At 63.2% G+C, this 22632-nt stretch carries 19 protein-coding genes; 13 read left to right on the forward strand and 6 right to left on the reverse strand.

Annotated elements, in window-relative coordinates; all coding sequences use genetic code 11:
- Positions 1 to 94: 94 nt before the first annotated feature.
- Positions 95 to 1249 carry a phosphoserine transaminase gene (locus ACK4R0_RS02830; RefSeq protein ID WP_409669887.1) on the forward strand — a complete coding sequence of 385 codons (1155 nt, stop codon included), beginning with the start codon at positions 95 to 97 and terminating at the stop codon, positions 1247 to 1249.
- 138 nt (positions 1250 to 1387) lie between these two features.
- Positions 1388 to 2974, forward strand: coding sequence for a phosphoglycerate dehydrogenase (serA, locus tag ACK4R0_RS02835; protein ID WP_409669890.1), 1587 nt, complete (start codon positions 1388 to 1390; stop codon positions 2972 to 2974).
- A 74-nt stretch (positions 2975 to 3048) separates the two neighbouring features.
- On the opposite strand, the gene ACK4R0_RS02840 is transcribed toward serA, so the two are convergent.
- From ACK4R0_RS02840 to ACK4R0_RS02850, 3 genes are all read right to left on the reverse strand, one after another.
- On the reverse strand, positions 3049 to 3510 hold the full coding sequence (locus ACK4R0_RS02840) for a PilZ domain-containing protein (RefSeq protein ID WP_409669892.1): 462 nt from the start codon (positions 3508 to 3510) through the stop codon (positions 3049 to 3051).
- 83 nt (positions 3511 to 3593) lie between these two features.
- Positions 3594 to 3917, reverse strand: a complete 324-nt coding sequence (locus ACK4R0_RS02845) for a winged helix DNA-binding protein (RefSeq protein WP_409669896.1) — start codon at positions 3915 to 3917, stop codon at positions 3594 to 3596.
- Positions 3918 to 4096: 179 nt separating this feature from the next.
- Complete coding sequence (locus ACK4R0_RS02850) at positions 4097 to 4480, reverse strand: hypothetical protein (RefSeq protein ID WP_409670928.1); 384 nt, start codon at positions 4478 to 4480, stop codon at positions 4097 to 4099.
- Between ACK4R0_RS02850 and ACK4R0_RS02855 the strand changes: the two genes are divergently transcribed.
- Positions 4416 to 5294 carry an HpcH/HpaI aldolase/citrate lyase family protein gene (locus ACK4R0_RS02855; protein WP_409669898.1) on the forward strand — a complete coding sequence of 293 codons (879 nt, stop codon included), beginning with the start codon at positions 4416 to 4418 and terminating at the stop codon, positions 5292 to 5294. The two genes, ACK4R0_RS02850 and ACK4R0_RS02855, sit on opposite strands and share 65 nt — an antisense overlap.
- Positions 5295 to 5405: 111 nt before the next feature.
- Entirely contained in the window at positions 5406 to 7985 is a 2580-nt protein-coding gene (clpB, locus tag ACK4R0_RS02860; protein WP_409669900.1) for an ATP-dependent chaperone ClpB, read from the forward strand.
- 223 nt (positions 7986 to 8208) lie between these two features.
- Here the strand turns inward: clpB and ACK4R0_RS02865 are convergent, their stop codons facing one another.
- Positions 8209 to 9330 carry a DUF2891 domain-containing protein gene (locus ACK4R0_RS02865; RefSeq protein WP_409670881.1) on the reverse strand — a complete coding sequence of 374 codons (1122 nt, stop codon included), beginning with the start codon at positions 9328 to 9330 and terminating at the stop codon, positions 8209 to 8211.
- Positions 9331 to 9493: 163 nt separating this feature from the next.
- On the opposite strand from ACK4R0_RS02865, the gene ACK4R0_RS02870 reads away from it, so the two are divergent.
- From ACK4R0_RS02870 to ACK4R0_RS02900, 7 genes are all read left to right on the forward strand, one after another.
- The gene (locus ACK4R0_RS02870; protein WP_409669902.1) at positions 9494 to 10921 is read left to right on the forward strand and encodes a circularly permuted type 2 ATP-grasp protein; all 1428 of its coding nucleotides are present in this window, start codon (positions 9494 to 9496) and stop codon (positions 10919 to 10921) included.
- 31 nt (positions 10922 to 10952) lie between these two features.
- A complete protein-coding gene (locus tag ACK4R0_RS02875) occupies positions 10953 to 11894 on the forward strand; it encodes an alpha-E domain-containing protein (protein ID WP_409669904.1) in 942 nt (313 codons plus the stop codon).
- A gap of 61 nt (positions 11895 to 11955) precedes the next feature.
- On the forward strand, positions 11956 to 12777 hold the full coding sequence (locus ACK4R0_RS02880; protein ID WP_409669907.1) for a transglutaminase domain-containing protein: 822 nt from the start codon (positions 11956 to 11958) through the stop codon (positions 12775 to 12777).
- A 105-nt stretch (positions 12778 to 12882) separates the two neighbouring features.
- Entirely contained in the window at positions 12883 to 13614 is a 732-nt protein-coding gene (locus tag ACK4R0_RS02885) for a peptidase (protein WP_409669910.1), read from the forward strand.
- A 42-nt stretch (positions 13615 to 13656) separates the two neighbouring features.
- Positions 13657 to 15060, forward strand: coding sequence for a PQQ-dependent sugar dehydrogenase (locus ACK4R0_RS02890; protein ID WP_409669912.1), 1404 nt, complete (start codon positions 13657 to 13659; stop codon positions 15058 to 15060).
- A gap of 253 nt (positions 15061 to 15313) precedes the next feature.
- Positions 15314 to 15550 carry a hypothetical protein gene (locus ACK4R0_RS02895; RefSeq protein WP_409669915.1) on the forward strand — a complete coding sequence of 79 codons (237 nt, stop codon included), beginning with the start codon at positions 15314 to 15316 and terminating at the stop codon, positions 15548 to 15550.
- 5 nt (positions 15551 to 15555) lie between these two features.
- The gene (locus ACK4R0_RS02900; protein ID WP_409669918.1) at positions 15556 to 15870 is read left to right on the forward strand and encodes an HPF/RaiA family ribosome-associated protein; all 315 of its coding nucleotides are present in this window, start codon (positions 15556 to 15558) and stop codon (positions 15868 to 15870) included.
- A 102-nt stretch (positions 15871 to 15972) separates the two neighbouring features.
- Here the strand turns inward: ACK4R0_RS02900 and ACK4R0_RS02905 are convergent, their stop codons facing one another.
- Both ACK4R0_RS02905 and ACK4R0_RS02910 read right to left on the reverse strand, forming a co-directional pair.
- On the reverse strand, positions 15973 to 18171 hold the full coding sequence (locus tag ACK4R0_RS02905; RefSeq protein WP_409669921.1) for a M13 family metallopeptidase: 2199 nt from the start codon (positions 18169 to 18171) through the stop codon (positions 15973 to 15975).
- 197 nt (positions 18172 to 18368) lie between these two features.
- Positions 18369 to 20015 (reverse strand): alkaline phosphatase D family protein, encoded by a 1647-nt coding sequence (locus ACK4R0_RS02910; protein WP_409669924.1) that lies wholly within the window; start codon positions 20013 to 20015, stop codon positions 18369 to 18371.
- Positions 20016 to 20235: 220 nt separating this feature from the next.
- Here ACK4R0_RS02910 and ACK4R0_RS02915 point away from each other — a divergent pair, with 220 nt between their 5' ends.
- Together ACK4R0_RS02915 and ACK4R0_RS02920 are read left to right on the forward strand one after the other, a co-directional pair.
- Positions 20236 to 20646, forward strand: a complete 411-nt coding sequence (locus tag ACK4R0_RS02915; RefSeq protein WP_409669927.1) for a tetratricopeptide repeat protein — start codon at positions 20236 to 20238, stop codon at positions 20644 to 20646.
- A 473-nt stretch (positions 20647 to 21119) separates the two neighbouring features.
- The gene (locus ACK4R0_RS02920; RefSeq protein WP_409669930.1) at positions 21120 to 22622 is read left to right on the forward strand and encodes a hypothetical protein; all 1503 of its coding nucleotides are present in this window, start codon (positions 21120 to 21122) and stop codon (positions 22620 to 22622) included.
- The last annotated feature ends 10 nt before the right edge of the window (positions 22623 to 22632 follow it).

Raw genomic sequence — 22632 nt, forward strand, 5'->3', positions numbered from 1 at the left:
ATTGGTGATTGCGTAATACGCGAAACACCCCTAGTGCCGTCGACGGGCCACGCGGTCCCAACGCCGCGCGTGCTCTCTGTAAGGAGAGACTGACATGACTGATACCGTTGGCGCGAGCACCGCAGTGCTCGCCGCAAAACCTGATACCAAGCCTGCACGGCCGCATTTCTCATCCGGCCCCTGCGCCAAGCCTCCGGGCTGGACGCCGCAAGCGCTTTCCACCGAATCCATGGGCCGCTCGCATCGATCGAAGATCGGCAAGGCGCGTCTGCAATATTGCATCGACCTGATGCGCGAGCTGCTCAAGCTCCCCGACACCCACCGCATCGGCATCGTGCCCGGATCGGACACCGGCGCCTATGAAATGGCGATGTGGACGATGCTGGGCGCCCGGCCGGTCACCGCGATGGCCTGGGAAAGCTTCGGCGAGGGCTGGGTCACCGACGCGGTCAAGCAGCTCAAGCTCGATCCCACCATTTTGCGCGCCGATTACGGCCATGTGCCCGATCTGAACGCAGTGGACTGGTCGAACGACGTGCTGTTCACCTGGAACGGCACCACCTCGGGCGCACGCGTCCCCAATGGCGACTGGATTGCCGAAGACCGCGAAGGCCTGAGCTTCGCCGATGCGACGAGCGCGGTGTTCGCTTATGATCTGCCCTGGGACAAGATCGATGTCGCCACCTTCAGCTGGCAGAAAGTGCTCGGCGGCGAAGGCGCGCACGGCGTGCTGATCCTGGGCCCCCGTGCGGTCGAACGGCTCGAGACCTATACGCCCGAATGGCCGCTGCCCAAGGTGTTCCGACTGGTGTCCAAGGGCAAACTCGCCGAAGGCGTGTTCAAGGGCGAGACGATCAACACCCCCTCGATGCTCGCGGTCGAAGACGCTATCTTCGCGCTCGAGTGGGGCAAGTCGATCGGTGGCGCTGAAGGCATGATTGCCCGCAGCGATGCCAACGCCGCAGCTCTGGACGCCATCGTTCAGGCGCGCCCATGGCTGGGCCATCTCGCGCCCGATCCGGCGACCCGCTCGACCACCAGCGTCTGCCTGACGGTCGAGGGTGCGGACGAAGCGTTCATCAAGGCGTTCGCCGGGCTGCTCGAAAAGGAGGGCGCGGCCTTCGACATCGCCGGGTACCGCGATGCGCCTCCGGGGCTGCGGATCTGGTGCGGCGCGACGGTCGACACCGCCGATATCGAGGCGCTCGGGCCGTGGCTCGACTGGGCTTACGCCGAGCTGACTGCCTGATCATTCTAGCCCTCTCCCCTTCAGGGGAGAGGGTTGGGAGAGGGGCAAACCTTCATTCAAAATTCAACAATAGGGCCGGGTATTGAGGCCATTCCCCTCTCCCCGGCCCTCTCCCCTGAAGGGGAGAGGGAGATTACCATGCCTAAAGTTCTCATTTCCGACAAAATGGACCCCAAAGCCGCGCAGATTTTTCGCGAGCGTGGATGTGAAGTCGATGTCATCACCGGCCAGACGCCCGAAGAGCTCGCCGGGATCATCGGCCAGTATGACGGCCTTGCGATCCGCTCCTCGACCAAGGTGACCAAGGCGATCCTGGACGCTGCGACCAACCTCAAGGTTGTCGGCCGTGCCGGGATCGGCGTCGACAATGTCGATATCCCTGCCGCATCGGCCAAGGGCGTGGTCGTGATGAACACCCCGTTCGGCAACTCGATCACCACCGCCGAGCATGCGATTGCGCTGATGTTCGCGCTCGCGCGCCAGCTGCCCGAGGCCGATGCCTCGACCCAGGCGGGCAAGTGGGAGAAGAACCGCTTCATGGGGGTTGAACTGACCGCCAAGACGCTGGGTCTGATCGGTGCGGGCAACATCGGTTCGATCGTTGCCGATCGCGCGCTGGGCCTCAAGATGAAGGTCGTCGCGTTCGATCCGTTCCTGACGCCCGAGCGCGCGGTGGAACTGGGCATCGAAAAGGTGACGCTCGACGATCTGCTGGCACGTGCCGATTTCATCACGCTGCACACCCCGCTGACCGACCAGACCCGCAACATCCTGAGCAAGGAAGCGCTCGCCAAGACCAAGAAGGGCGTGCGCATCATCAATTGCGCGCGTGGCGGCCTGATCGACGAGGCGGCGCTCAAGGAGGCGCTCGATTCGGGGCATGTCGCAGGCGCCGCGCTCGACGTGTTCGCCACCGAGCCCGCCACCGACAGCCCATTGTTCGGCACGCCCAACTTCGTCTCGACCCCGCATCTGGGCGCATCGACCAGCGAAGCGCAGGTCAATGTCGCGATCCAGGTTGCCGAGCAGATGGCGGATTATCTGGTCAAGGGCGGCGTCACCAACGCGCTCAACATGCCCAGCCTGTCCGCTGAACAGGCGCCCAAGCTCAAGCCCTATATGGCGCTTGCCACCAATCTGGGTCTGCTCGTCGGGCAGCTCGAGAGCGACCGCGTCAAGAGCATCGCGATCGAGGTCGAAGGTGCAGCGGCAGAACTCGATATGCGCCCGATCACGGCAGCCGTGCTCGCAGGCTTTATGCGCGCGTTCAGCAGCTCGGTGAACATGGTCAACGCGCCGTTCCTGGCCAAGGATCGCGGGCTCGACGTGCGCGAGGTGCGGCACGACCGCGAGGGCGATTACCACACATTGGTGCGGGTATCGGTGGAGACCGAGGACGGCGAGCGCTCGGTTGCCGGTACGCTGTTCGGTAACGCCACGCCGCGTCTGGTTGAGATCTATGGCATCAAGATCGAGGCCGATCTGGCCGGACACATGCTTTACATCGTCAACCGCGACGAGCCTGGCTTTATCGGACGTCTGGGTTCGACTCTGGGCGAGGCCAATGTCAACATCGCGACCTTCCACCTGGGCCGCCGTGAATCGCGCGGCGGTGGTGAGGCTGTGCTGCTGCTGTCGCTCGATGGTGCTCCGGCGGAACCGGTGCTGTGGAAGCTGTGCCAGCTGGCCGGCGTGAAGACGGTCAAAAGCCTTCGCTTCGACTGATCCGCCATGAACATATGCCTCGTCTCTGGCAGGCGCCAGAGGCGGGGCACTTGTTCAGCCCGGAGCGATCGCGGTCAGCGATCGCGGCGGGGCGTCGATATTGCTGGCCTGTAGGTGCTTTGCATCGGCCTGAAGCGCGTGAAAACGTGGTGTTCCAGCGGCTTGTTGACCTGCGTGTCCCAGCTCTTCTCGCTGAATCCCAGGTTGTCGAGCGCCTGGGTGTCGATTTTGAGATCCGATGTCAGCTGCGCCCCGAACTGGCCATTGCGCAACCAGCGCACCTCGGCCTCGAACCGCCCAAGCCCGGGCTTGTCGATCTCGATTACATCGCCCGGCAGCAATCGTGCGCTGCAGCGACCACCCAGACCGCCCGAGGAAATATCGCGGATGACCGCGTCAGCGCTGCCGAAGCGCTCGTGGAACACCGTCACCTTCATCAGGCGATGAACCCGCGGCTCGCGATGGGCATGCGTCCCGTCGACTTGCGGGGTCTGCGGAGTTCCAGAGGATATCAAGCCTTTTTTTCCGAACGACATAGCGTTTTCATCCTCACATGACTGAGGAATATCCGAGAACGGTTAAATTGTCGTAAAATTGGTGATAGCCGACGAGATTGGATTCAAACCTGATCGAGTTTGTCCAGATAGCTGTCGAACTCCATCTCGCCCATGCTGGTCAGCGACACCCGGGTGCGCCTGCGGTCCGAGCGATCCGGGACCATCTCCGCGTAACCCTTTTCACGCAACTGGTGGATCAACCGCAGCGCGGTGCTTTCAGGGGCGTCGCACATCAGGCACAGGTCGCTCATGGAAAGCTGCGAGCCATTGCGCTTGGCCGCCAGCAAGGCGACCAGCATGTCCCAGGCGGGATTGCGCAGCTTGAGACCGGCAAAGCAGGACGACCGCAAGCGGCTCGCCTGCTGTTCCTGCAGGATCAGCCGCATCCTGCGATCTGCATCGCCCAGCTTTGAATCCGGGTGCGCCCCGTCGGGTCTGGTCGGCCGGTGCCAGGCCGACGCGGAGCGCGCGGAATTATCTCTCGCCAACGATTTCACGTGCTTTCCCCTTTGTAAAGTCGCGCGACCGTTTGCCGTCTTTCTGCGCGTGAAACCGGATCGGTAAATCACGCGACATTGATGGCTTGTTTGTTCCTCTCTTCTTGCAGTCTCGCCATCAGCTTACTACCCCAACTTTTGGGGGAGAGGCGGAGTTTTACGCATGTGTTGCAAGTATACACCTGCGATCCCTCCGAAAAACTGGCGGATGCACGACTGTATACTAAATTATTGACGGAACAGGGCACAGTGTCTGCACCGTGGTTGATGATCGGCTCTGCCGTCGGGTGATTGCATGGGGCCCGATCGGCGGTAAAAGGCACCTGAAAGGCCGGTCTGGCCTGTCGTGGATAGGAAATTCTCATGCCGCCAATAGCCGCAACATCAATGCCGTCCTGCCCCATGCGATCGTGGTTGTTTGCACCCGGCGACAGCGAGAGGAAAATGGCCAAGGCCATCGATGGCGCGGCCGATATCGTGCTGCTCGATCTTGAAGACGCCGTGACGACCGAAAACAAGCCGGTGGCACGCACAATGGTCCAGGCGATGCTCGCCAGCCAGACGGAGCGCCGCGAGCGGCTGTGGGTGCGGGTGAACCCGCTCGATGGTCCGCATACGCTCGCAGACCTCGTAGCGATCATGCCGGCATGCCCGGGCGGCATCATGCTGCCCAAGGCGAGCGGCCGACGCGATGTCGAGGTGCTCGACCATTACCTGTCGGCGCTTGAGGTCGCAAATGGCATCGCGCAAGGATCGACCCCGGTGATCGCCCTGGTCACCGAAACCGCCGAATCGATGTTTCACACCGGCAGCTACAAGGGTGCGCCGCGTCTCGTCGCGATGAGCTGGGGAGCGGAGGACCTGGCCGATTCGATCGGGGCGGCCGCCAACCGCAATCCCGATGGCAGCTATCGCTTTACTTACGAACTCGCGCGCAGCCTGTGCCTTCTCGGGGCGGCCAGCGCGGGCGTTGCCGCCATCGAGACGATCCAGGCGGATTTTCGCGATCTCGATGGCCTGAAGGCGCGCGCCGAGCAGGTCCGCCGCGATGGCTTTGCCGGGATGCTGGCCATACACCCGGCCCAGGTCGATGTGATCAACGCCGCATTCACGCCTGGCGACGAAGAGCTAGCGCACGCGCAGATGATCGTCGATCTGTTTGCCGCCAACCCCGGCGCCGGCGCGATTGGCCATGAAGGCGGCATGCTCGATCGCCCGCATTTGTCGCGCGCGCGACAACTGCTCAGGCAGGCAGGGCAGGGCTGATCGTAGCGAATTTATCGTAAGACGCAGCATGTGCCATCTGCACCCCTTGCGTTGCAAAGATGCAACACTATGTCTGCTTGGCAAGGGCACAGATAGGGCGGAGACACTCCCATGAACCTCGAAAAATTTACCGATCGCGCCAAGGGTTTCCTGCAGTCGGCGCAGACCGTGGCGATCCGCATGAGCCACCAGCGGATCAGTCCCGAACATATCCTCAAGGCGCTGCTTGAAGACACAGAGGGCATGGCGGCTGGTCTCATCCAGCGCGCTGGCGGTAATGCACCGGTTGCGGTGCAGGAAGTCGATGCGCTGCTCGCCAAGGTGCCCGCCGTCTCGGGCGGCGGGGCGCAGCAGACGCCGGGTCTGGACAATGACGCGGTGCGGCTGCTCGACAGCGCCGAACAGGTCGCGACCAAGTCGGGCGACAGCTTCGTCACCGTCGAGCGCCTGCTGCTCGCGCTCGCGCTCGCCAAGGGGACCAAGGCGGGCGACGCACTGGCCAAGGCCGGCGTGATCCCTGAAGCACTCAACACCGCGATCGAGACGTTGCGCGGTGGCCGCTCGGCGGATTCGGCCAGCGCCGAGGAGAGCTACGAAGCGATGAAGAAATACGCCCGCGACCTCACCGAGGCGGCGCGCGAGGGCAAGCTCGATCCGGTGATCGGGCGCGATGAGGAAATCCGCCGCACGGTGCAGATCCTCGCGCGGCGGACCAAAAACAATCCCGTGCTGATCGGCGAGCCCGGCGTCGGCAAGACCGCGATCGCCGAAGGGCTGGCGCTGCGCATCGCCAATGGCGACGTGCCCGATTCCCTAAAGGACCGCCGTCTGATGTCGCTCGACATGGGCTCGCTGATCGCGGGCGCGAAGTATCGCGGCGAGTTCGAGGAGCGGCTGAAGGCGGTGCTCGACGAGGTCAAGGGCGCCGACGGCGAGATCATCCTGTTCATCGACGAAATGCACACGCTGGTGGGCGCAGGCAAAGGCGAGGGCGCGATGGACGCCTCGAACCTGCTCAAGCCCGCATTGGCGCGCGGTGAGCTGCACTGCATCGGCGCGACGACGCTCGACGAGTACCAGAAGCACGTCGAGAAGGACCCCGCGCTGCAGCGGCGGTTCCAGCCGGTGTTCGTCGGCGAGCCCAATGTCGAGGACACGATCTCGATCCTTCGCGGCTTGAAGGAAAAGTACGAGCTGCACCACGGCGTGCGGATCACCGACAACGCGCTGGTTGCCGCTGCGACGCTGTCCAACCGCTATATCTCGGACCGCTTCCTGCCCGACAAGGCGATCGACCTGATGGACGAGGCCGCAAGCCGCATCCGCATGGAGGTCGAGAGCAAGCCTGAGGAAATCGAAGGGCTCGACCGCAAGATCATCCAGCTCAAGATCGAAGCCTCGGCGTTGAGCCGCGAGAGCGATTCCGCGTCGAAGGATCGGCTGGTCACGCTGCAGAAGGATCTGGCCGATCTCGAGCAGCAGTCGGCGGAACTGACGACGCGATGGCAGGGCGAGAAGGACAAGATCAACGCCGAAGCGCGGCTCAAGGAAGAGCTTGATGCCCTGCGCATCGAACTCGAGCAGGCGCAGCGCAATGGAGACCTCGCGCGCGCTGGCGAGCTGTCCTACGGGCGCATCCCCGAACTCGAGCGCAAGATCGAGGAAGCTGCGACCTTCACCGAAGGCGCGATGCTGCGCGAGGAAGTGACCGAGGACGATATCGCCGCGGTGGTCAGCAAGTGGACCGGCATCCCGATGGAGCGGATGCTTGCGGGTGAGCGCGAGAAGCTGCTGGCGATGGAAGAGCATATCGGCAAGCGGGTGATCGGCCAGGCCGCGGCGGTCGAGGCCGTCGCCAAGGCGGTGCGGCGTTCGCGCGCGGGTCTGCAGGACCCCAACCGGCCGTTGGGCAGCTTCCTGTTCCTCGGCCCCACGGGTGTCGGCAAGACCGAGCTGACGCGGGCGCTCGCGGGGTTCCTGTTCGATGACGACAACGCGATGGTCCGCATCGACATGAGCGAGTTCATGGAAAAGCATGCGGTCGCGCGGCTGATCGGCGCGCCTCCGGGCTATGTCGGATATGAGGAAGGCGGCGTGCTGACCGAGGCAGTGCGGCGGCGGCCCTATCAGGTGGTGCTATTCGACGAGGTCGAAAAGGCGCACCCCGATGTGTTCAACGTGCTGCTGCAGGTGCTGGACGATGGCCGTCTGACCGATGGTCAGGGCCGTACGGTCGATTTCTCGAACACGCTGATTATCCTGACCTCGAACCTCGGCAGCCAGTACCTCGCCGGGATGACCGAGGACCAGAAGGTCAAGGATGTCGAACCGCAGGTGATGGAAATCGTGCGCGGCCATTTCCGCCCCGAATTCCTCAACCGGCTTGACGAGATCATCCTGTTCCACCGTCTGGGCGAGGAGCATATGGCGCCGATCGTCGACATCCAGGTCGCGCGCGTCGCCCGGCTGCTCAAGGATCGCAAGATCACCATCGACCTGTCGGAGAGCGCCAAGAAATGGCTGGGCCGGGTCGGCTATGATCCGGTCTACGGTGCGCGTCCCTTGAAGCGCGCGATTCAGCGCTACCTGCAGGACGCGCTCGCGGACAAACTGCTGCGCGGCGAGATTCCCGACGGCTCGACGGTCAAGGTCGAGGACGGCGACGGGCAGCTCGAGCTGACGGTGGAGTGACAGACTTCTAGTTCCCCGGCGAACGCCGGGGTCCAGGGCGGTTGCAGTGTAATCCGACTCCTGGGCTCCGGCGTTCGGCGGAGAACGGCTTTAAGTATTGGCGGGGGATTTAGCATTTACCGGTCCCCTGCGAAGGCAGGGGCCCATCTCCTGAGCTCTTGAGCCGTTGCATCTGCCACGAGATGGGCTCCTGTCTTCGCAGGAGACCGGGTTGCGCGCTGACTTACCGCGCGGCAATTCCCCGCCTTGTCGTCAGATACGTCGCAAAGCTGCCGAGCCAGTGGCTGCCCTCGTAATTGTCGGCGCTGACCGCAGCGAGCCCGCTGGTGGCGTGCGCTTTCGATGCCGCCAGTAGCGCAGGAACCCGCGCATCCCCCGTCGCTAGCGCGCTGGCGATGCCTTCCATCGCCCATGCACGGGAGAGATTCACGCCGTCGAGGTGGACGAGCTTGCCATCGGTGGGGTCGCGCACCTCGCCGGGCTTGAGCCACCCGCCCGAGCCATCCGCCGGAATCTGTGGCAGGAACTTAGCCAACCACGCGGCATAGTCCGCCTGCGGCATCACCCGGCGCATCAGGTCTGCTTCCATCAGGCAGGGCGAGAGGAAATCCTCGCCCGATGGCTCATAGGCAAGAGGGCAGTTCACGTCAGCCCCGTGGAATTCCAGCGTCTTGTCGGCGAGTTGCCTTTCGAACGCCGTATTGCCCACCTGCCGCGCATAGTCGATCATCAGGCCGAACGCGAAGGCGCTCTGGTTGTGGGTGCCCAGCCGGATCGGATAGGCAAGCTTGGGCAGCCATTCCTGCGTTTCGGCGACGATCCGCTCCTCGAGTGGGCGCAACGTCTCGCGCCAGGCTTTCAGCTTCGGGTCATCGCTTTCGTCGAGTTCGGCGACCAGTTGCAGCAGCCACGCAGTGCCATAAGGCCGCTCGAACCCCTTGCGGCCCTCGCCATCGAGATAGGCGAGCTCGGCGGCGATATTGCTTTGGGTGAAGCTGCGGTCGAGCGCGGCGAGGATCGCAGGGTTCATCGGCGACTGCGGATCGGTCTTGAGGATGCGTACCAGCAGCCAGTGACCGTGGACCGAGCTGTGCCAATCGAAACAACCATAGAACGCCGGGGTCAGCGCGCTTGGGGTTCGCGCGTCGTCGGCATCGTTCATCACGTGCGAGATCTTGTTGGGGTATTCCTTGTGGACGCAGGTCAGTGCCAGCCGGGCAAAGCGGTCGTTCACCGCATCGGGCCGCGATTCGGGAATCGGGGCCGTTGCAGCATCATCGGCGCTCTTTTCGGCGGGGCCGCAGCCTGCCAGCAGCAGCACTGCTGCGAGCGCGAAACCTGTCATTGTCTTCAAGCTGTGTCGTCCTTCCACATGGTCGGCGCGCAATACACACGCAATGGCCCGCTATGGCAAGTTCACCCGTCCCGAGGTGGCACTGGCAGAACAGGTGCAATCCGTGCATTTCCAGCCTTGCGGCAGTGCACAATAGCTGTCACATCTTGTGTCAATGACAGGGGACACACCGCACTTTGACGAGATGCTTCGGGCCGATGGTTCGGTGCGCGCGCCCTATGACGAGTTTTGTGCCTGGTACAGCGCGCAGGACGCCGGCAGATTGCGGATCAAGGCGCGCGACGCCGAAAAATTCTTCCGTCGCACCGGCATCACCTTCGCGGTCTATGGCGAGGAGGAAGCCAGCGAACGTCTGATCCCGTTCGACATCGTGCCGCGCATCATCTCCGGCCGCGAATGGGCCCGCCTCAGCCGCGGGATCGAGCAGCGGGTGCGCGCGATCAACGCGTTTCTTTACGACATCTACCACCGGCAGGAGATCCTGCGCGCGGGCCGCATTCCGATCGAGCTGATCGCCAAGAACGACGCCTATCTGCCGCAGATGATCGGGATGGACCCGCCTGGCGGCATCTATACCCACATCATCGGCGTCGATATCGTGCGCACCGGTCCCGACCAGTTCTATGTGCTCGAGGATAATGCACGCACCCCGTCGGGCGTGTCGTACATGCTCGAGAACCGCGAGACGATGCTGCACATGTTCCCGGAGCTGTTCCGCAAGAACAAGGTGCGCGAGGTTTCCGATTATCCCCGCAAATTGCGCCGCTCGCTGGCTGCCAGCGCGCCGCGCGCGTGCAACGGATCGCCCGAGATCGCGGTGCTGACGCCGGGCATCCACAACAGCGCCTATTTCGAGCACAGCTTTCTGGCCGACCAGATGGGCGCCGAACTGGTCGAGGGGCATGATTTGCGCGTCATTGACGGGCGCGTCGCGATGCGCACCACGCAAGGGTACCGCGCGATCGACGTGCTCTATCGCCGGGTCGACGACGATTATCTCGATCCGCTGACTTTCCGCCCGGAATCGGCGCTGGGCGTTCCCGGGATCATGGATGTCTACCGCGCAGGCGGCATCACCATCGCGAATGCGCCCGGCACCGGCATCTCGGATGACAAGGCGCTGTACAGCTACATGCCTGCGATCATCGAATTCTACACCGGCGAAAAGGCGATCCTGGAGAATGTGCCGACCTGGCGCTGTTCCGAAGCGGACTCGCTTGCCTATGTGCTCGAGCATCTGAGCGAGCTCGTGGTCAAGGAAGTCCATGGATCGGGCGGCTATGGCATGCTCGTCGGGCCTGCGGCCAACCGGCGCGAGCTTGCCGCGTTCCGCGACAAACTGAAGGCGCGGCCCGGCAACTATATCGCCCAGCCCACGCTGTCGCTGTCGACCGTGCCGATCATGACGCGCCAGGGGCTGGCCCCGCGTCATGTCGATCTGCGCCCGTTCGTGCTCGTCTCGCCGAATGGTATCGACATCACGCCGGGCGGGCTTACCCGGGTGGCGCTGAAAAAAGGGTCGTTGGTGGTCAATTCAAGCCAGGGTGGCGGCACCAAGGACAGCTGGGTGCTCGACGAATGACGCGCGCGCTCACGCCACAAGGAGCCCGCTGATGCTGGGCAAAACCGCAGGCGGCCTGTTCTGGATGCAGCGCTATCTCGAGCGCAGCGAAAATATCGCCCGGCTGGTCGATGCGGGCTTCCGTATCGCGCTGACCCGCTCGGAAGCCGCCGAGGACGAATGGGGATCGGTGCTAACCACCGCAGGCGTGCGCCGGGCCTATGCCCAGCGCTACGACAAGGTCGACGGATCGAGCGTCATCAACTTCCTGCTGCGCGACAAGACCAACCCCTCGAGCGTTTTGTCGGTGATCGAGAGCGCGCGCAACAACGCCCGTCTGGTCCGTACCGCGCTGACCCGCGAGGTGTGGGAGGCGATCAACGAGTGCTGGATGACGCTGAAGGAGGGGCTGCGCACTCAGATTTCGGACAATGATCTTCCCGATGTGCTCAGCCTCATCCGCCAGCAAAGCGCACTGGTGCGCGGCGCGCAGAGCGGCACCATGATGCGCAACGACATCTATTTCTTCGCGCAGCTGGGCGCGTTCGTCGAGCGCGCGGACAGCACCGCGCGCATTCTCGACGTCAAATACTACGTGCTGCTGCCCTCGCTGTCCTATGTCGGCTCGAGCCTCGACAACGTGCAGTGGGAGACGATTTTGCGCTCGGTCTCGGCCTATCGCGCGTTCCGCTGGCTGAACCCGGGCGAAACCAATCCGCGCAACATCGCCCAGTTCATGATCCTCGATCAGGTGATGCCGCGTTCGCTGTCGTTCTGCGCGGGCCGGATGGCGAGCGCGCTCGAGGCGATCTCACGCGAATACGGCACCGACGGCGAAAGCCTGGCACTTGCCTGCGCGCTGCGGCGGGATCTGGAGACGGCGAATATCGACATGATCGTCGACAACGGCCTGCACCAGTTCATTCAGGATTTCATCAAGCGCAACAACGCCATTTCTGCAAGGATCGAGCAGGAATTCCGCTTTTACATGTAGTTTCTGGTGTATTTAGTTCCTGGCGGGGGGCGGTCAGGTCACGAAGGGTTACGGGTCACTCATGCGTCTGCATATCGTTCACCGAACATCCTATAATTACGACAGCCCTATGCCCTATGCCCTGCAGCGGCTGCGGATGATTCCGAAGGATTCCGCCGGGCAGCGCGTGGTGCGCTGGAAGACGCAGGTCGAGGGCGGCTCGAAGCAGGTCGATTATATCGATCACCACAACAACCATGTCGAATTGTTCAGCTTCAACCCGCACCAGCACGAGGTCATCATCCATTGCGAGGGTGAAGTCGAGACCAGCGATCACGCAGGGATGGTCGGCCAGCATGGCGGGTCGGCGCCGTTGTGGTATTTCTGTACCGAAACGCCGTTCACCCGGCCCGGGCCCGCGATCCGCAAGCTGCTGCGGCAGTTCGACGACCCCGGCGCGGCCGATAGCGATGTTCCACGGCTGCATGCCCTGTCAGAGCTGGTACGCAGCGGGGTAGCCTATGAGGTCGGCCAGACCGGCGCGACCACAACGGCGGAAGAGGCGCTGAATGCCGGGCACGGCGTCTGTCAGGACCACGCCCATCTGTTCATCGCATTGGCCCGGATGCTGGGCTACCCCGCACGGTATGTCAGCGGCTATCTGCTGATGAACGACAGGATCGATCAGGATGCCGGGCATGGCTGGGCCGAGGTGCATGTCGATGGGCTCGGCTGGATCGGCTTCGACGTCTCCAACGGCTATTCGCCCGACGAGCGATATGTCCGCGTCGCCACCGGACTGGACTATCGCGAAGCCGCCCCGATCGGAGGAATTACCTTCGGCAAGGGGAACGAGGCGATGAATGTCACGTTGACGGTGCAACAGGTTCACGCGCAGCAATAACAGCTTTTTGCACAGACATTGCGGTCAGGGCGGCATTCGCGCTTGACCGTTAGTTGCGCTTGGCCCCTTATAAACCACATGAGAGCAAAGGGGGAGGCCGCTCCTATGACATATTGCGTCGGGATGCGCCTGGACAAGGGACTGGTGTTCATGTCGGACACCCGCACCAATTCTGGTGTCGATAACATCAGCGTGTTCAAGAAGATGTTCACCTGGGAAAAGCCGGGCGACCGCTACATCACGGTGATGACGGCGGGCAATCTGGCGACCACCCAGGGCGTGATCAGCGTGCTCGAAGAGCGCACCAAGGTACCGCACGAGCGCAAGCCTTCGATCATGGAAGCGCCGACGATGTTCCAGGTCGCGCGGCTGATCGGCGAGGCGCTGCGCGATGAAATCCTGCGGACGAGGTCTATTGCTGGCGAAACAGCGACCTCCTCGTTCAGCGCATCGATGATCGTCGGCGGGCAGATCCAGGGCATGGATCCCAAATTGTTCCTGGTCTATCCCGAAGGCAACTTCATCGAGGCGGGCGACGACACGCCGTTCTTCCAGATCGGCGAAACCAAATACGGCCGGCCCATCCTGGTCCGCGCCTATGACCGCGACATGTCGTTCAACGATGCGATCAAGCTGCTGATGGTGTCGTTCGATTCGACGATCAAGGCCAACCTCTCTGTCGATCTTCCGCTCGATCTGCAAATCTATGCATCGAACAGCTTTGCCGGACGCAACCGCCGTATTCTGGGGAGCGATCCGTATTACAACCTGATCGCCGACCAGTGGAGCGACGCGCTCAAGACCGCATTCCATTCGCTGCCCGATTATACCGGGTGAACCCGCTTGCGCGCAAAGGCTGCGCCCCCTAATTCGTTGGGCATGACCAACAAAGCACGCAACATCCTCATCTTTCTGGGCCTGACCACCGCCATCGTCGGCGGGGCAGGTTGGTATTTCCTGAGCGGCGACACCGCCGAGCTCGATATTGCGGCGGTGAGCGGTCCGTCGCCGACGATCCTGCCGCCGCGCAAGGAAACCTTCCCGACGATCAACGTCGCCGAGGTCGATGTCTGGCGTGCGAATGAAGCGCCCGTCGCGGCCGAGGGGCTTTCGGTCGTCCGTTTTGCCGACGAACTCGACCATCCCCGCTCGATGCTGGTGCTGCCCAACGGCGACGTGCTTGTCGCCGAAACCAACAGCCCGCCGCGCGAGAACAAGGGTATCGAGGGCTTCATCATGCGGATGCTGATGAACAAGGCGGGTGCAGGGGTTCCGTCGGCCAACCGCATCTCGCTGCTGCGCGATGCCGATGGCGATGGCAGGGCCGAATCGAAGACGGTGCTGCTCGAAGGGCTGAACTCGCCTTATGGCATGGCGCTGGTCGGCGAGACGCTGTACGTCGCCAACACCGATGCGGTGATGGCTTATCCCTATACCCCCGGCCAGGTGAAAATCTCGGGCGCTGGGCGCAAGATCATCGATATGCCCGCAGCCAAGCCCAACAACCACTGGACCCGCAATCTGCTCGCCAATGCCGATGGTACCCGGCTGTATGTCGCGATCGGCTCTGCCACCAACATCGCCGAAAAGGGTTTGGAGGTCGAAAGGGGACGCGCGCGGATCATCGAGATCAACCTTGCCACCGGCAAGGCGCGGAACTTCGCGGTTGGCCTGCGCAATCCCGTGGGCCTCGCCTGGGAGCCGACCACCGACGCACTTTGGACTGTGGTCAACGAGCGCGACATGCTGGGCTCGGATCTGGTCCCCGATTATCTGACCAGGGTCGAGGCAGGGATGCACTTTGGCTGGCCGTGGAACTATTGGGGCGGCTACGAGGATTTCCGCGTCGAGCCGCGCCGTCAGGAACTGCGCGAATACACCCGCCGGCCTGATTACGCGTTGGGCAGCCATGTCGCGCCTCTGGGACTGACCTTTGCCAGCAACGCGACGCTCGGCGGCAAATTCGCCAACGGCGCGTTCGTCGCGCTGCACGGATCGTGGAACCGCAAGCCGGCGTCGGGCTACAAGGTCGTGTTCGTGCCGTTTGGTCAAGACGGTCGCCCTGCCGTCACCCGCAACGCCCAGAACGAAGTCACCGGCGGGCTGCCGGTCGACGTGCTCACCGGCTTCCTGAGCGACAATGGATCCGCCCGCGGCCGTCCCACCGATGTCACCATCGATGCGCGTGGCGCACTGCTGGTGACCGACGACGTGGCGGGCATCATCTGGCGTGTCAGCAACCCGACCATGACGACCCGCCCAACCGAGACTGCGGCGCGCTAACGGCGACCGCGCGCCGCCTCTCCCTTGATGGGAGCGGCAGCGAAACTTGGCAGCTTGCTGCCTGGTTGCAGCGGTGAGGGTGATGGTGCGGCCTAATGCCCACGGCACGGCGTCGCACCGTTCGCGCAATCCGGAGAGATCACCACCACCCAACCTTCCCCCACCAAGGGGGAGGGCTTTGGCCCGCACCGCTGCCGCCTCTCGCAGCACGACGGCAGAGGAACCTCCAATGGGCTCAGTGCGTTAGTGTCACATGACCAAGAAAACCGAAAAAGCGCCGCCTGCGCCAGACCAGACCGAGCTGTCTGAAAACGCGCTGAACCTCAAGCAGCAGGGCGAAAATCCTGACGATGCGGAGTATCTCGATCGGCAGACCGATACGGCCGGCACCGGTCGCATCAGCGAGCCGAGCAGTCACAATCCGCCGATGGGTGCGCTGGATGCCGAAGGGCACCGCCCCGTCCTCGAACGCTCCAGAAAGGTCAGGTAAGCTTCATGCTGATCCAGTTTAACACCGACAACCGCATCACCGGCGACGAGGCCTTGGCCGCACAGGCCGAAGAGATCGTCGTTTCGCGGCTGAACCGCTTTTCTAGCCGGCTGAGCCGGGTGGAAATCCATCTGGCAGACGTCAACGGTCCGCGCGGCGGCAGCGACGATATTGTCTGCACGCTCGAGGCGCGTCCCGAGGGCGGCAAGCCGGTCACGGTCAAAGGCAACGCGGGCCAGGCAGAATCTGCGCTTCGCGATGCCGCCGACAAGATGCAGGCGCTGCTCGAGACGCATTTCGGCAAGCTCAGAACGCACTGAGCGCCGACCTCGTCGAGTTAAAGAGCGAGATCGCCAAAAGTTCGGGGCGCTGTCACGGCAATGACAGCGCCCCTTTTGCATGCTCGTCTTGCGCTGCGTCCGTTACCAGATGCGGATGCGCTCTTCCGGCGGCAGATAGAGCGCATCGCCAGGCTTGATATCGAACGCCTTGTACCATTCGTCGAAGTTGCGCACGGTGCCGTTGGCGCGGTAATTCGGCGGCGAGTGGGTATCGGTCTGCAGCTGCTGGCGCAGCTGCTGTTCGCGCGATTTGTTGCGCCACACCTGTGCCCAGGCCATGAAGAAGCGCTGGTCTCCGGTGAACCCGTCGATCACCTTGTCTTCCTTGCCATCGAGATGGATCTTGTAGGCACGGTAGGCCATCGACAGACCGCCGACATCGCCGATGTTCTCGCCCAGGGTCAGCGCTCCGTTGACGCAGGTCTTGCCGTCGTCGAGCGGGCAGAGCGCGCCGTATTGCGCCACCAGCGCGCTGGTCAGCTTCTTGAAGTTGGCCTGATCCTCAGGCGTCCACCAGTCGCGCAGCATGCCGTCGCCATCCGACTTGGAGCCCTGATCGTCGAAGCCATGGCCCATTTCGTGCCCGATGACGCCGCCGATCGCGCCATAGTTCACCGCCGGGTCCGCCGAGAGGTTGAAGAATGGCGGCTGCAGGATCGCGGCGGGGAAGACGATCTCGTTGCGCGGCGGCGAGTAATAGGCGTTCACCGTCTGCGGCAGCATAAACCATTCGGTTTTGTCGATCGGCTTGCCCAGTTTCGCGATGTTGTCCTTGTAGCCCCATGTCGTGGCCGCGATGACGTTGTCGAGCGCCTTGCCGGGTGTGATGTTCAGGCTGTCATAGGTTTCGAACTTTTCGGTATAGCCGATCTTGGGCATGAACTTGGCCAGCTTCTCGCGTGCCTCGACCTTGGTGGCCTCGCCCATCCAGTCGATCTCGACCAGGTTGGCGGCCATCGCCTTGCGCAGGTTTTCGACCAGCTCGTTCATCGCCGCCATGTTCTCGGGGGGGAAATAGCGGTCTGCATAGATCTTGCCGACGATTTCACCCATCGTGCCTTCGACAGCCCCGACGCCGCGCTGCCAGCGCTCGCGCTGCTTTTCCTGACCGCCCAGCACCGTGCCGTAGAAGGCGAAGTTGGCGTTATCGATGTCCGAAGGCAGCACGCTGGCGTTGCTCGAGAGGAAACCGGCGGTCAGCCAAGCCTGCCACGCTGCAATCGGCGCGGTGTTGGCCAGCCTGAACAGGCCGGGGATGCCGCCGCCAAGCTTTGCCGCCTGCTCCGCCGTCATGTTTTCGGCAGCCAGTTCCTCGGCCGTCGGGGTCACTTGACGGACGATGAATTCCTGCTGCCCGTCGACGCTGATCGCCTGCAGGAAGCTTTGGACCGGGAAACCGCCGCCCAGCGCCACCATCTCGGCCTTGGACAGCTTGTTGTAGGTGAGGTTGCGGTTGCGACCGACGGCGCGATCCCAATGCTCGGCCGCCATCGCCTTTTCCAGGTCGTACACCGTCTTGGCGGTGGCCGCAGGGTCGGCATATCCGGCCTTGCCCATCAGGAAGGTCAGATAGGTCATGTATCCTTCGCGGATCTTCAGGTTCGCCTCGCTGTCGACCAGATAATAATCGCGGTCGGGCAGGCCCAGGCCTGCCTGGGTTACCTGAAAGATATAGGTGTCGGTCTGCTTGGAATCGATATCGACAAAGCCGGCCACGGGGCTGCGGAAACCGGGCGTGCCGAACAGCTTCGCCAGGTCTTCACGGGTTTTTGCCGCCTTGATCTTGTCGAGATAGGGCTGGGCAGGGGCAAGGCCGGCCGCATCGATCGCGGCGGTGTCGAGATAGGCGTTATAGAATGCCGCCACCTTGCCGGCGCCGGTCGACGGGTCGGGCTTCGTTGCGGCGAGCTCGTCGATAATCTTGCGCACGCGCTGCTCGGACTTTTCGGCGAGCAGGGTGAACGCGCCATAACGGCCGCGATCGGCTGGGATCTGGAAGCTGTCGAGCCACTTGCCGTTGACATAGGCATAGAAGTCGTCGCCCGGCTTGACCGCCGGGTTCATCACGGTGGTGTCGACGCCCCAGGTGCCCCAATAGTCGCGCGCGGTGGTGGTGATGCCCTCGGCATCGGGGGTGCCGGTCATGGGGGCATCCCCAGTGGCTTCGCCCTGGATCAGCAGGTCGATGTCGGGACCGTCGGCGGTGGTGCCATGGGCCTGTGCCGGAGCGGTCGTCAGCGCGACGAGCGCTGCCGATGCCAGCAGAATCGATTTGATCATGAATTGCTCCCGTAAAGTCAGCTGAGCCCGGATGGCGGGCGGCCGCAATTTCCAGCCATGACAGCGGGTTGCGACGATGGCACCAACCTAAGACGTGTCTGATGTGCGGGCAAAGCTTTTCGGCAGACGTTAGGTCACAATCGACCAACGGCGTACTGCGGTCGATCCACGCCGCCTCCAGGAAAGCGCCTTCGCCGTCAGCCAGGCATGGCGATGGTCCGCCGACCGGGCACAACGCTGAGGCTGGTCGACCCGGCAAGATCGGTGCTGCGCTCGCGTATCGTGCGCAGCTTGTGCCAGTGCGCGGTGGCGCTCTGCTGCGTCAGGGACAGCGTCATATAGCCGCGCGAACTGGTGTCAGCCCATTTGAGCTGGGGGTTGGCGCGGACCAGTGCGCCTGCAACATCGTCCGGTGCAATCGTCGGTGCATAAGCTTCGAACCCTGGCGAACTGATCGCATGACCTGCAAACTCGACACCGGCGGGCTTGCCGTCGGCATCGAGATCAAAACCCCATGCGTTGTGGCTGTCGCCCGAGAGCACGACCAGATCGGCATCTGCAGCTTGCGCGGACTTGAGCAATGCCTCGCGCTGGACGGGATAGCCATCCCATGCGTCCATGTTGAACGGCAGTCCGGCCTTGCTCGCGGCAATCCCGGCGGCCGACCGCGTCCGCACGATCGCAGGGGCATCCTTGGGCACCCAGTCTGCGGTTTCCAGCGGCAGTTTCATCGACCCCATCACGCACTGCTGCGCCCAGACCTGCCAGCGCGTACCCGCCGCCTTGGAAGCCTTGAACTGATCCCCAAGCCAGCGCGCCTGATCCTCGCCCAGCATGCGGCGATCGGGATCGACCCATGTGCCATCACGGAAACTTGCCAGGGCGGCGGCCATGTCAGCGCGCCCGGCCAGGGCTTCGCCCAGCTCGGCTGGCTTGTCGCGTCCCGACAAGCGGCTTTCGGTGCGGATCAGCGTGGCGAGGTCGCCGATCTGGTAGCTTTTCCAGAGGGTATCGGCAGGCGCCAGATCGGCAACCGGCATCCACTCGCGATAGACCTGCTCGGCGATCCGGCGACGAACCATATAGTCGCCCTCGGTCGCGCTCTGGTGATTCTGCGCGCCGTCGCGATACGCATCGTTGGCGATCTCGTGGTCGTCCCACATCGCGATCATCGGCACCACCTGATGCAGCCGCTGCAGATCGGCATCGAGCCGATAGCTGGCATAGCGCAGCCGGTAATCGGCCAGAGTCACCATTTCGTGGTCGGGCTGGACGCTGCGGCCGGGGACCGCCTGGCTGAGCGTCGGGTATACGTCCAGACCGTATTCATAGAGGTAATCGCCGGTATGGACGGCCAGATCGATGTCGTTGCGCGCGGCAGCATGGGCATAGCCGTTGAACCAGCCGAAGGGCAGGTTCGAGCAGGAGAACACGCCGATGTTGAAAGCGGTCGTCTCGCCAACCGGGAGCGTGCGGGTACGCCCGACCGGCGAGGTGCTGCCGTCGGCGGCGATGAAGCGATAGTAATACCAGCTGTCGGGCTTCAGGCCTGACACGGTCAGCTTGGCGATATGGTCGCGCGCGCCGCTGGCGGTCACCGATCCGCCGGCGACAGGCCGGGTGAAATCGGGAGAGGGGGATAGCTCTGCGGTCAGCCGGGTATCGCTGTCGGCGACGAAACGCGTCCACAGCAGCACCGAATCGCCCGAAGGCTCACCGCTGGCGACCCCATGCGTAAAACCGCGACCGGAAAGCAGCGCCTGCGCCGCGCCGGGGATGGCGAGCGCGGCAAGCCCGATCGTGCCACCCTTGATCAGCAGTCTGCGATCGATCCTCATCGTCATGGCACGTCCTCTCCCCGGTAATGTTCTGTCCGGATCGGACAGCGCGTGCGGGTGATGATCAAGTCATGTGTCGTGCGTGTGACGGTGGCCGGAAATCTGCCCACATTTTGTAAATTACAGAAATATGACATTTAAGCGTAATGTTTGTGACAAAGATATTGCATTGGGTGTCACATAGGCATAGCATTCCATCTGTCACGTTGAGAAAGGACCAGATGACATGAACACCAAAGTTATCGCAATCGCGGCTGTGGCCGCCCTCGGGATGGCTGCGCCTGGCTTTGCCCAGCCTGTGCAGAACCGGGCGGCGGCGAGTGAAATCGGCTATGACGCAGGCACGCTTGGCTATGCCGCGCTGCTGCAGGGCAATTACCCGGTCGCGCTCGAACAGATGCAGGCCGCAGAAAAACAGGTTTCACCGGCTGCCCGCCGCGATCCCGCAAGGTTGATCAACATGGGCCTGGCCTATGCCAAGATGGGCGACACGGCCAACGCGCGCGCGCATTATCAGGCCGCGATCAGCGCTCCGTCATCGTTCGACATCATCCTGTCGGATGGCCGCATCATGGACAGCCGGGTTGCCGCGCGCCACGCATTGCGCCGTCTTGATCAGGGTTATGCCAGCCGCTGAACCAGCACATCAATATCGATCGCTCGCAAGGCCCGGCTGAATTCGTTTCGGCCGGGCTTTTGCATGGGTAGAGCGGGCGCCTGTGGCACAATTGCCACTTCGCAACGGTATTGCGAAGTCCCGCACGGCGCCAGCGGGCATCCGGAGCACGCTCGCGCCGACTTGTCTGCCAAAGAGACTGTCGAAAACCATATTTAGAACAATACTTTAGAGACAGCTTTCGGGCAGTTGACCCATGGCTGTCATATAAGACTCCAAATCGTCATATTGCTGTCGCGCTACTGTCATTGAAATAGCGCCGCAGGTTCATCTTGCCTGCCTATCTGCCCCTTCGAACGGCGTTCCAGGGGGTGGAATCAGCTCATCTCCGCTTCGTTCCTGAAAAGCCGACAGCAACGCCTGTCTTGATTTGCGGAGATTCAAAGATGCTTAATGCACGTATTCGTTCGGTCCTGATGGCTTCGGCTGCGGCCATGGTAGTTACCGCCTGCGGCGCGGACGACGTTGCCTCGCCTGGTGAAGGTGTCATCGTTGTCCCCGCACCGACGCCAACCCCCACGCCGACGCCGACCCCCACGCCAACCCCGACCCCGACCCCCACGCCGACCGGCCCTGCTGCCGATTGCCCCAGCGGCACCGCCAATGTCGGCACCATCACGATGGGCGGTGGCGCAGTCGTCCGCAACTGCCAGCTTTCCGGCACCATCTTGAGCAATCTGGTCATTCCCCGTCGCGCTGGCACCATCTATTCGTTCTCCGGCCGCGTTCAGGTGGGTACGGACGTCGGTCCAACCGCCAGCACCGGCACGGCCGCAATCCTGACCATCGAGCCGGGCGTGACCTTCTTCGGATCGTCGGGTTCGGACTTCCTGTTGATCAACCGTGGTTCGCAGCTTTTTGCCGAAGGCACCGCGACCCAGCCGATCATCATGACCGCGCGTGCCAACATCGAAGGCACCGCCACCGCAACCTCCAAGGGTCTTTGGGGCGGTCTGGTCATTCTCGGCCGCGCGCCGCTGTCTGATTGCGCCACCGGCGCTCCGACCAACCCCGGCGGCACCCGCACGGATTGCTCGGGCGTGGTCGAAGGCACCAACGCCAATTATGGCGGCCCGGTGCCGACCGACAACAGCGGTCGCATGTCCTTCCTGCAGATCCGGTTCTCCGGCTTCGAAATCCAGCCCGGCAACGAGCTGAACGGCATCACGCTGGCCGGCGTCGGCTCGGGCACGTTCTTCGAGAACATCCAGGTCTACAACAGCTCGGACGATGGCATCGAATGGTTCGGCGGTCGCGTCAACGGACGCAACCTCGTCGGCCTGGGCAATGACGATGACACCTTCGACATGGATCTGGGCTACAAGGGCTTCAATCAGTTCCTGCTCGGCATTCAGGCCAATGGCGCCAACCACGTGATCGAGGGCGACTCGAACGGCAACGAAGATGCGCAGCCGCGCACCAACTGGTCGATGTCGAACGCCACCTTCGTCTCGATCCGCCCTGCACAGGACGAAGCTGCGGTGATGATCCGTGGCGGCATGGACTTCTCGGCCTTCAACAGCATCTTCACCGGTGTCGGCACCTGCTTCGACGCACGCAGCCTGGTGACGGTGGGTGCCGCCAATCCGGCCACCGACAAAGCCGGTCCGCCGCGCTTTGAATCGGTGTTCATGAGCTGCCCCAGCCCGGTTCGCACCAACGGCAACGTGCCCGAGGCGACCCAGCTGGCGCTGTTCACCGCTGGATCGAACAACGTGACCAACGGCACCTCGACGCTGTCGGCGATCTTCATCAACGGCGCCAATGAGACGGCTCGCCCCGCGTTCAACGTCGCCGCGATCAACAGCTACTACGTCAACGTGCCCTATATCGGTGCCGTTCGCGATGCAGCCGACACCCGGTTCCAGGGATGGACCTGCGGATTGTACAGCAGCACCCCGCTGTGCACCAACGTGCCAGTCATCCCGACTGCCTGATTGTAAACCG

This window comes from Blastomonas sp., from assembly GCF_046294995.1.
GTDB lineage: Bacteria > Pseudomonadota > Alphaproteobacteria > Sphingomonadales > Sphingomonadaceae > Blastomonas.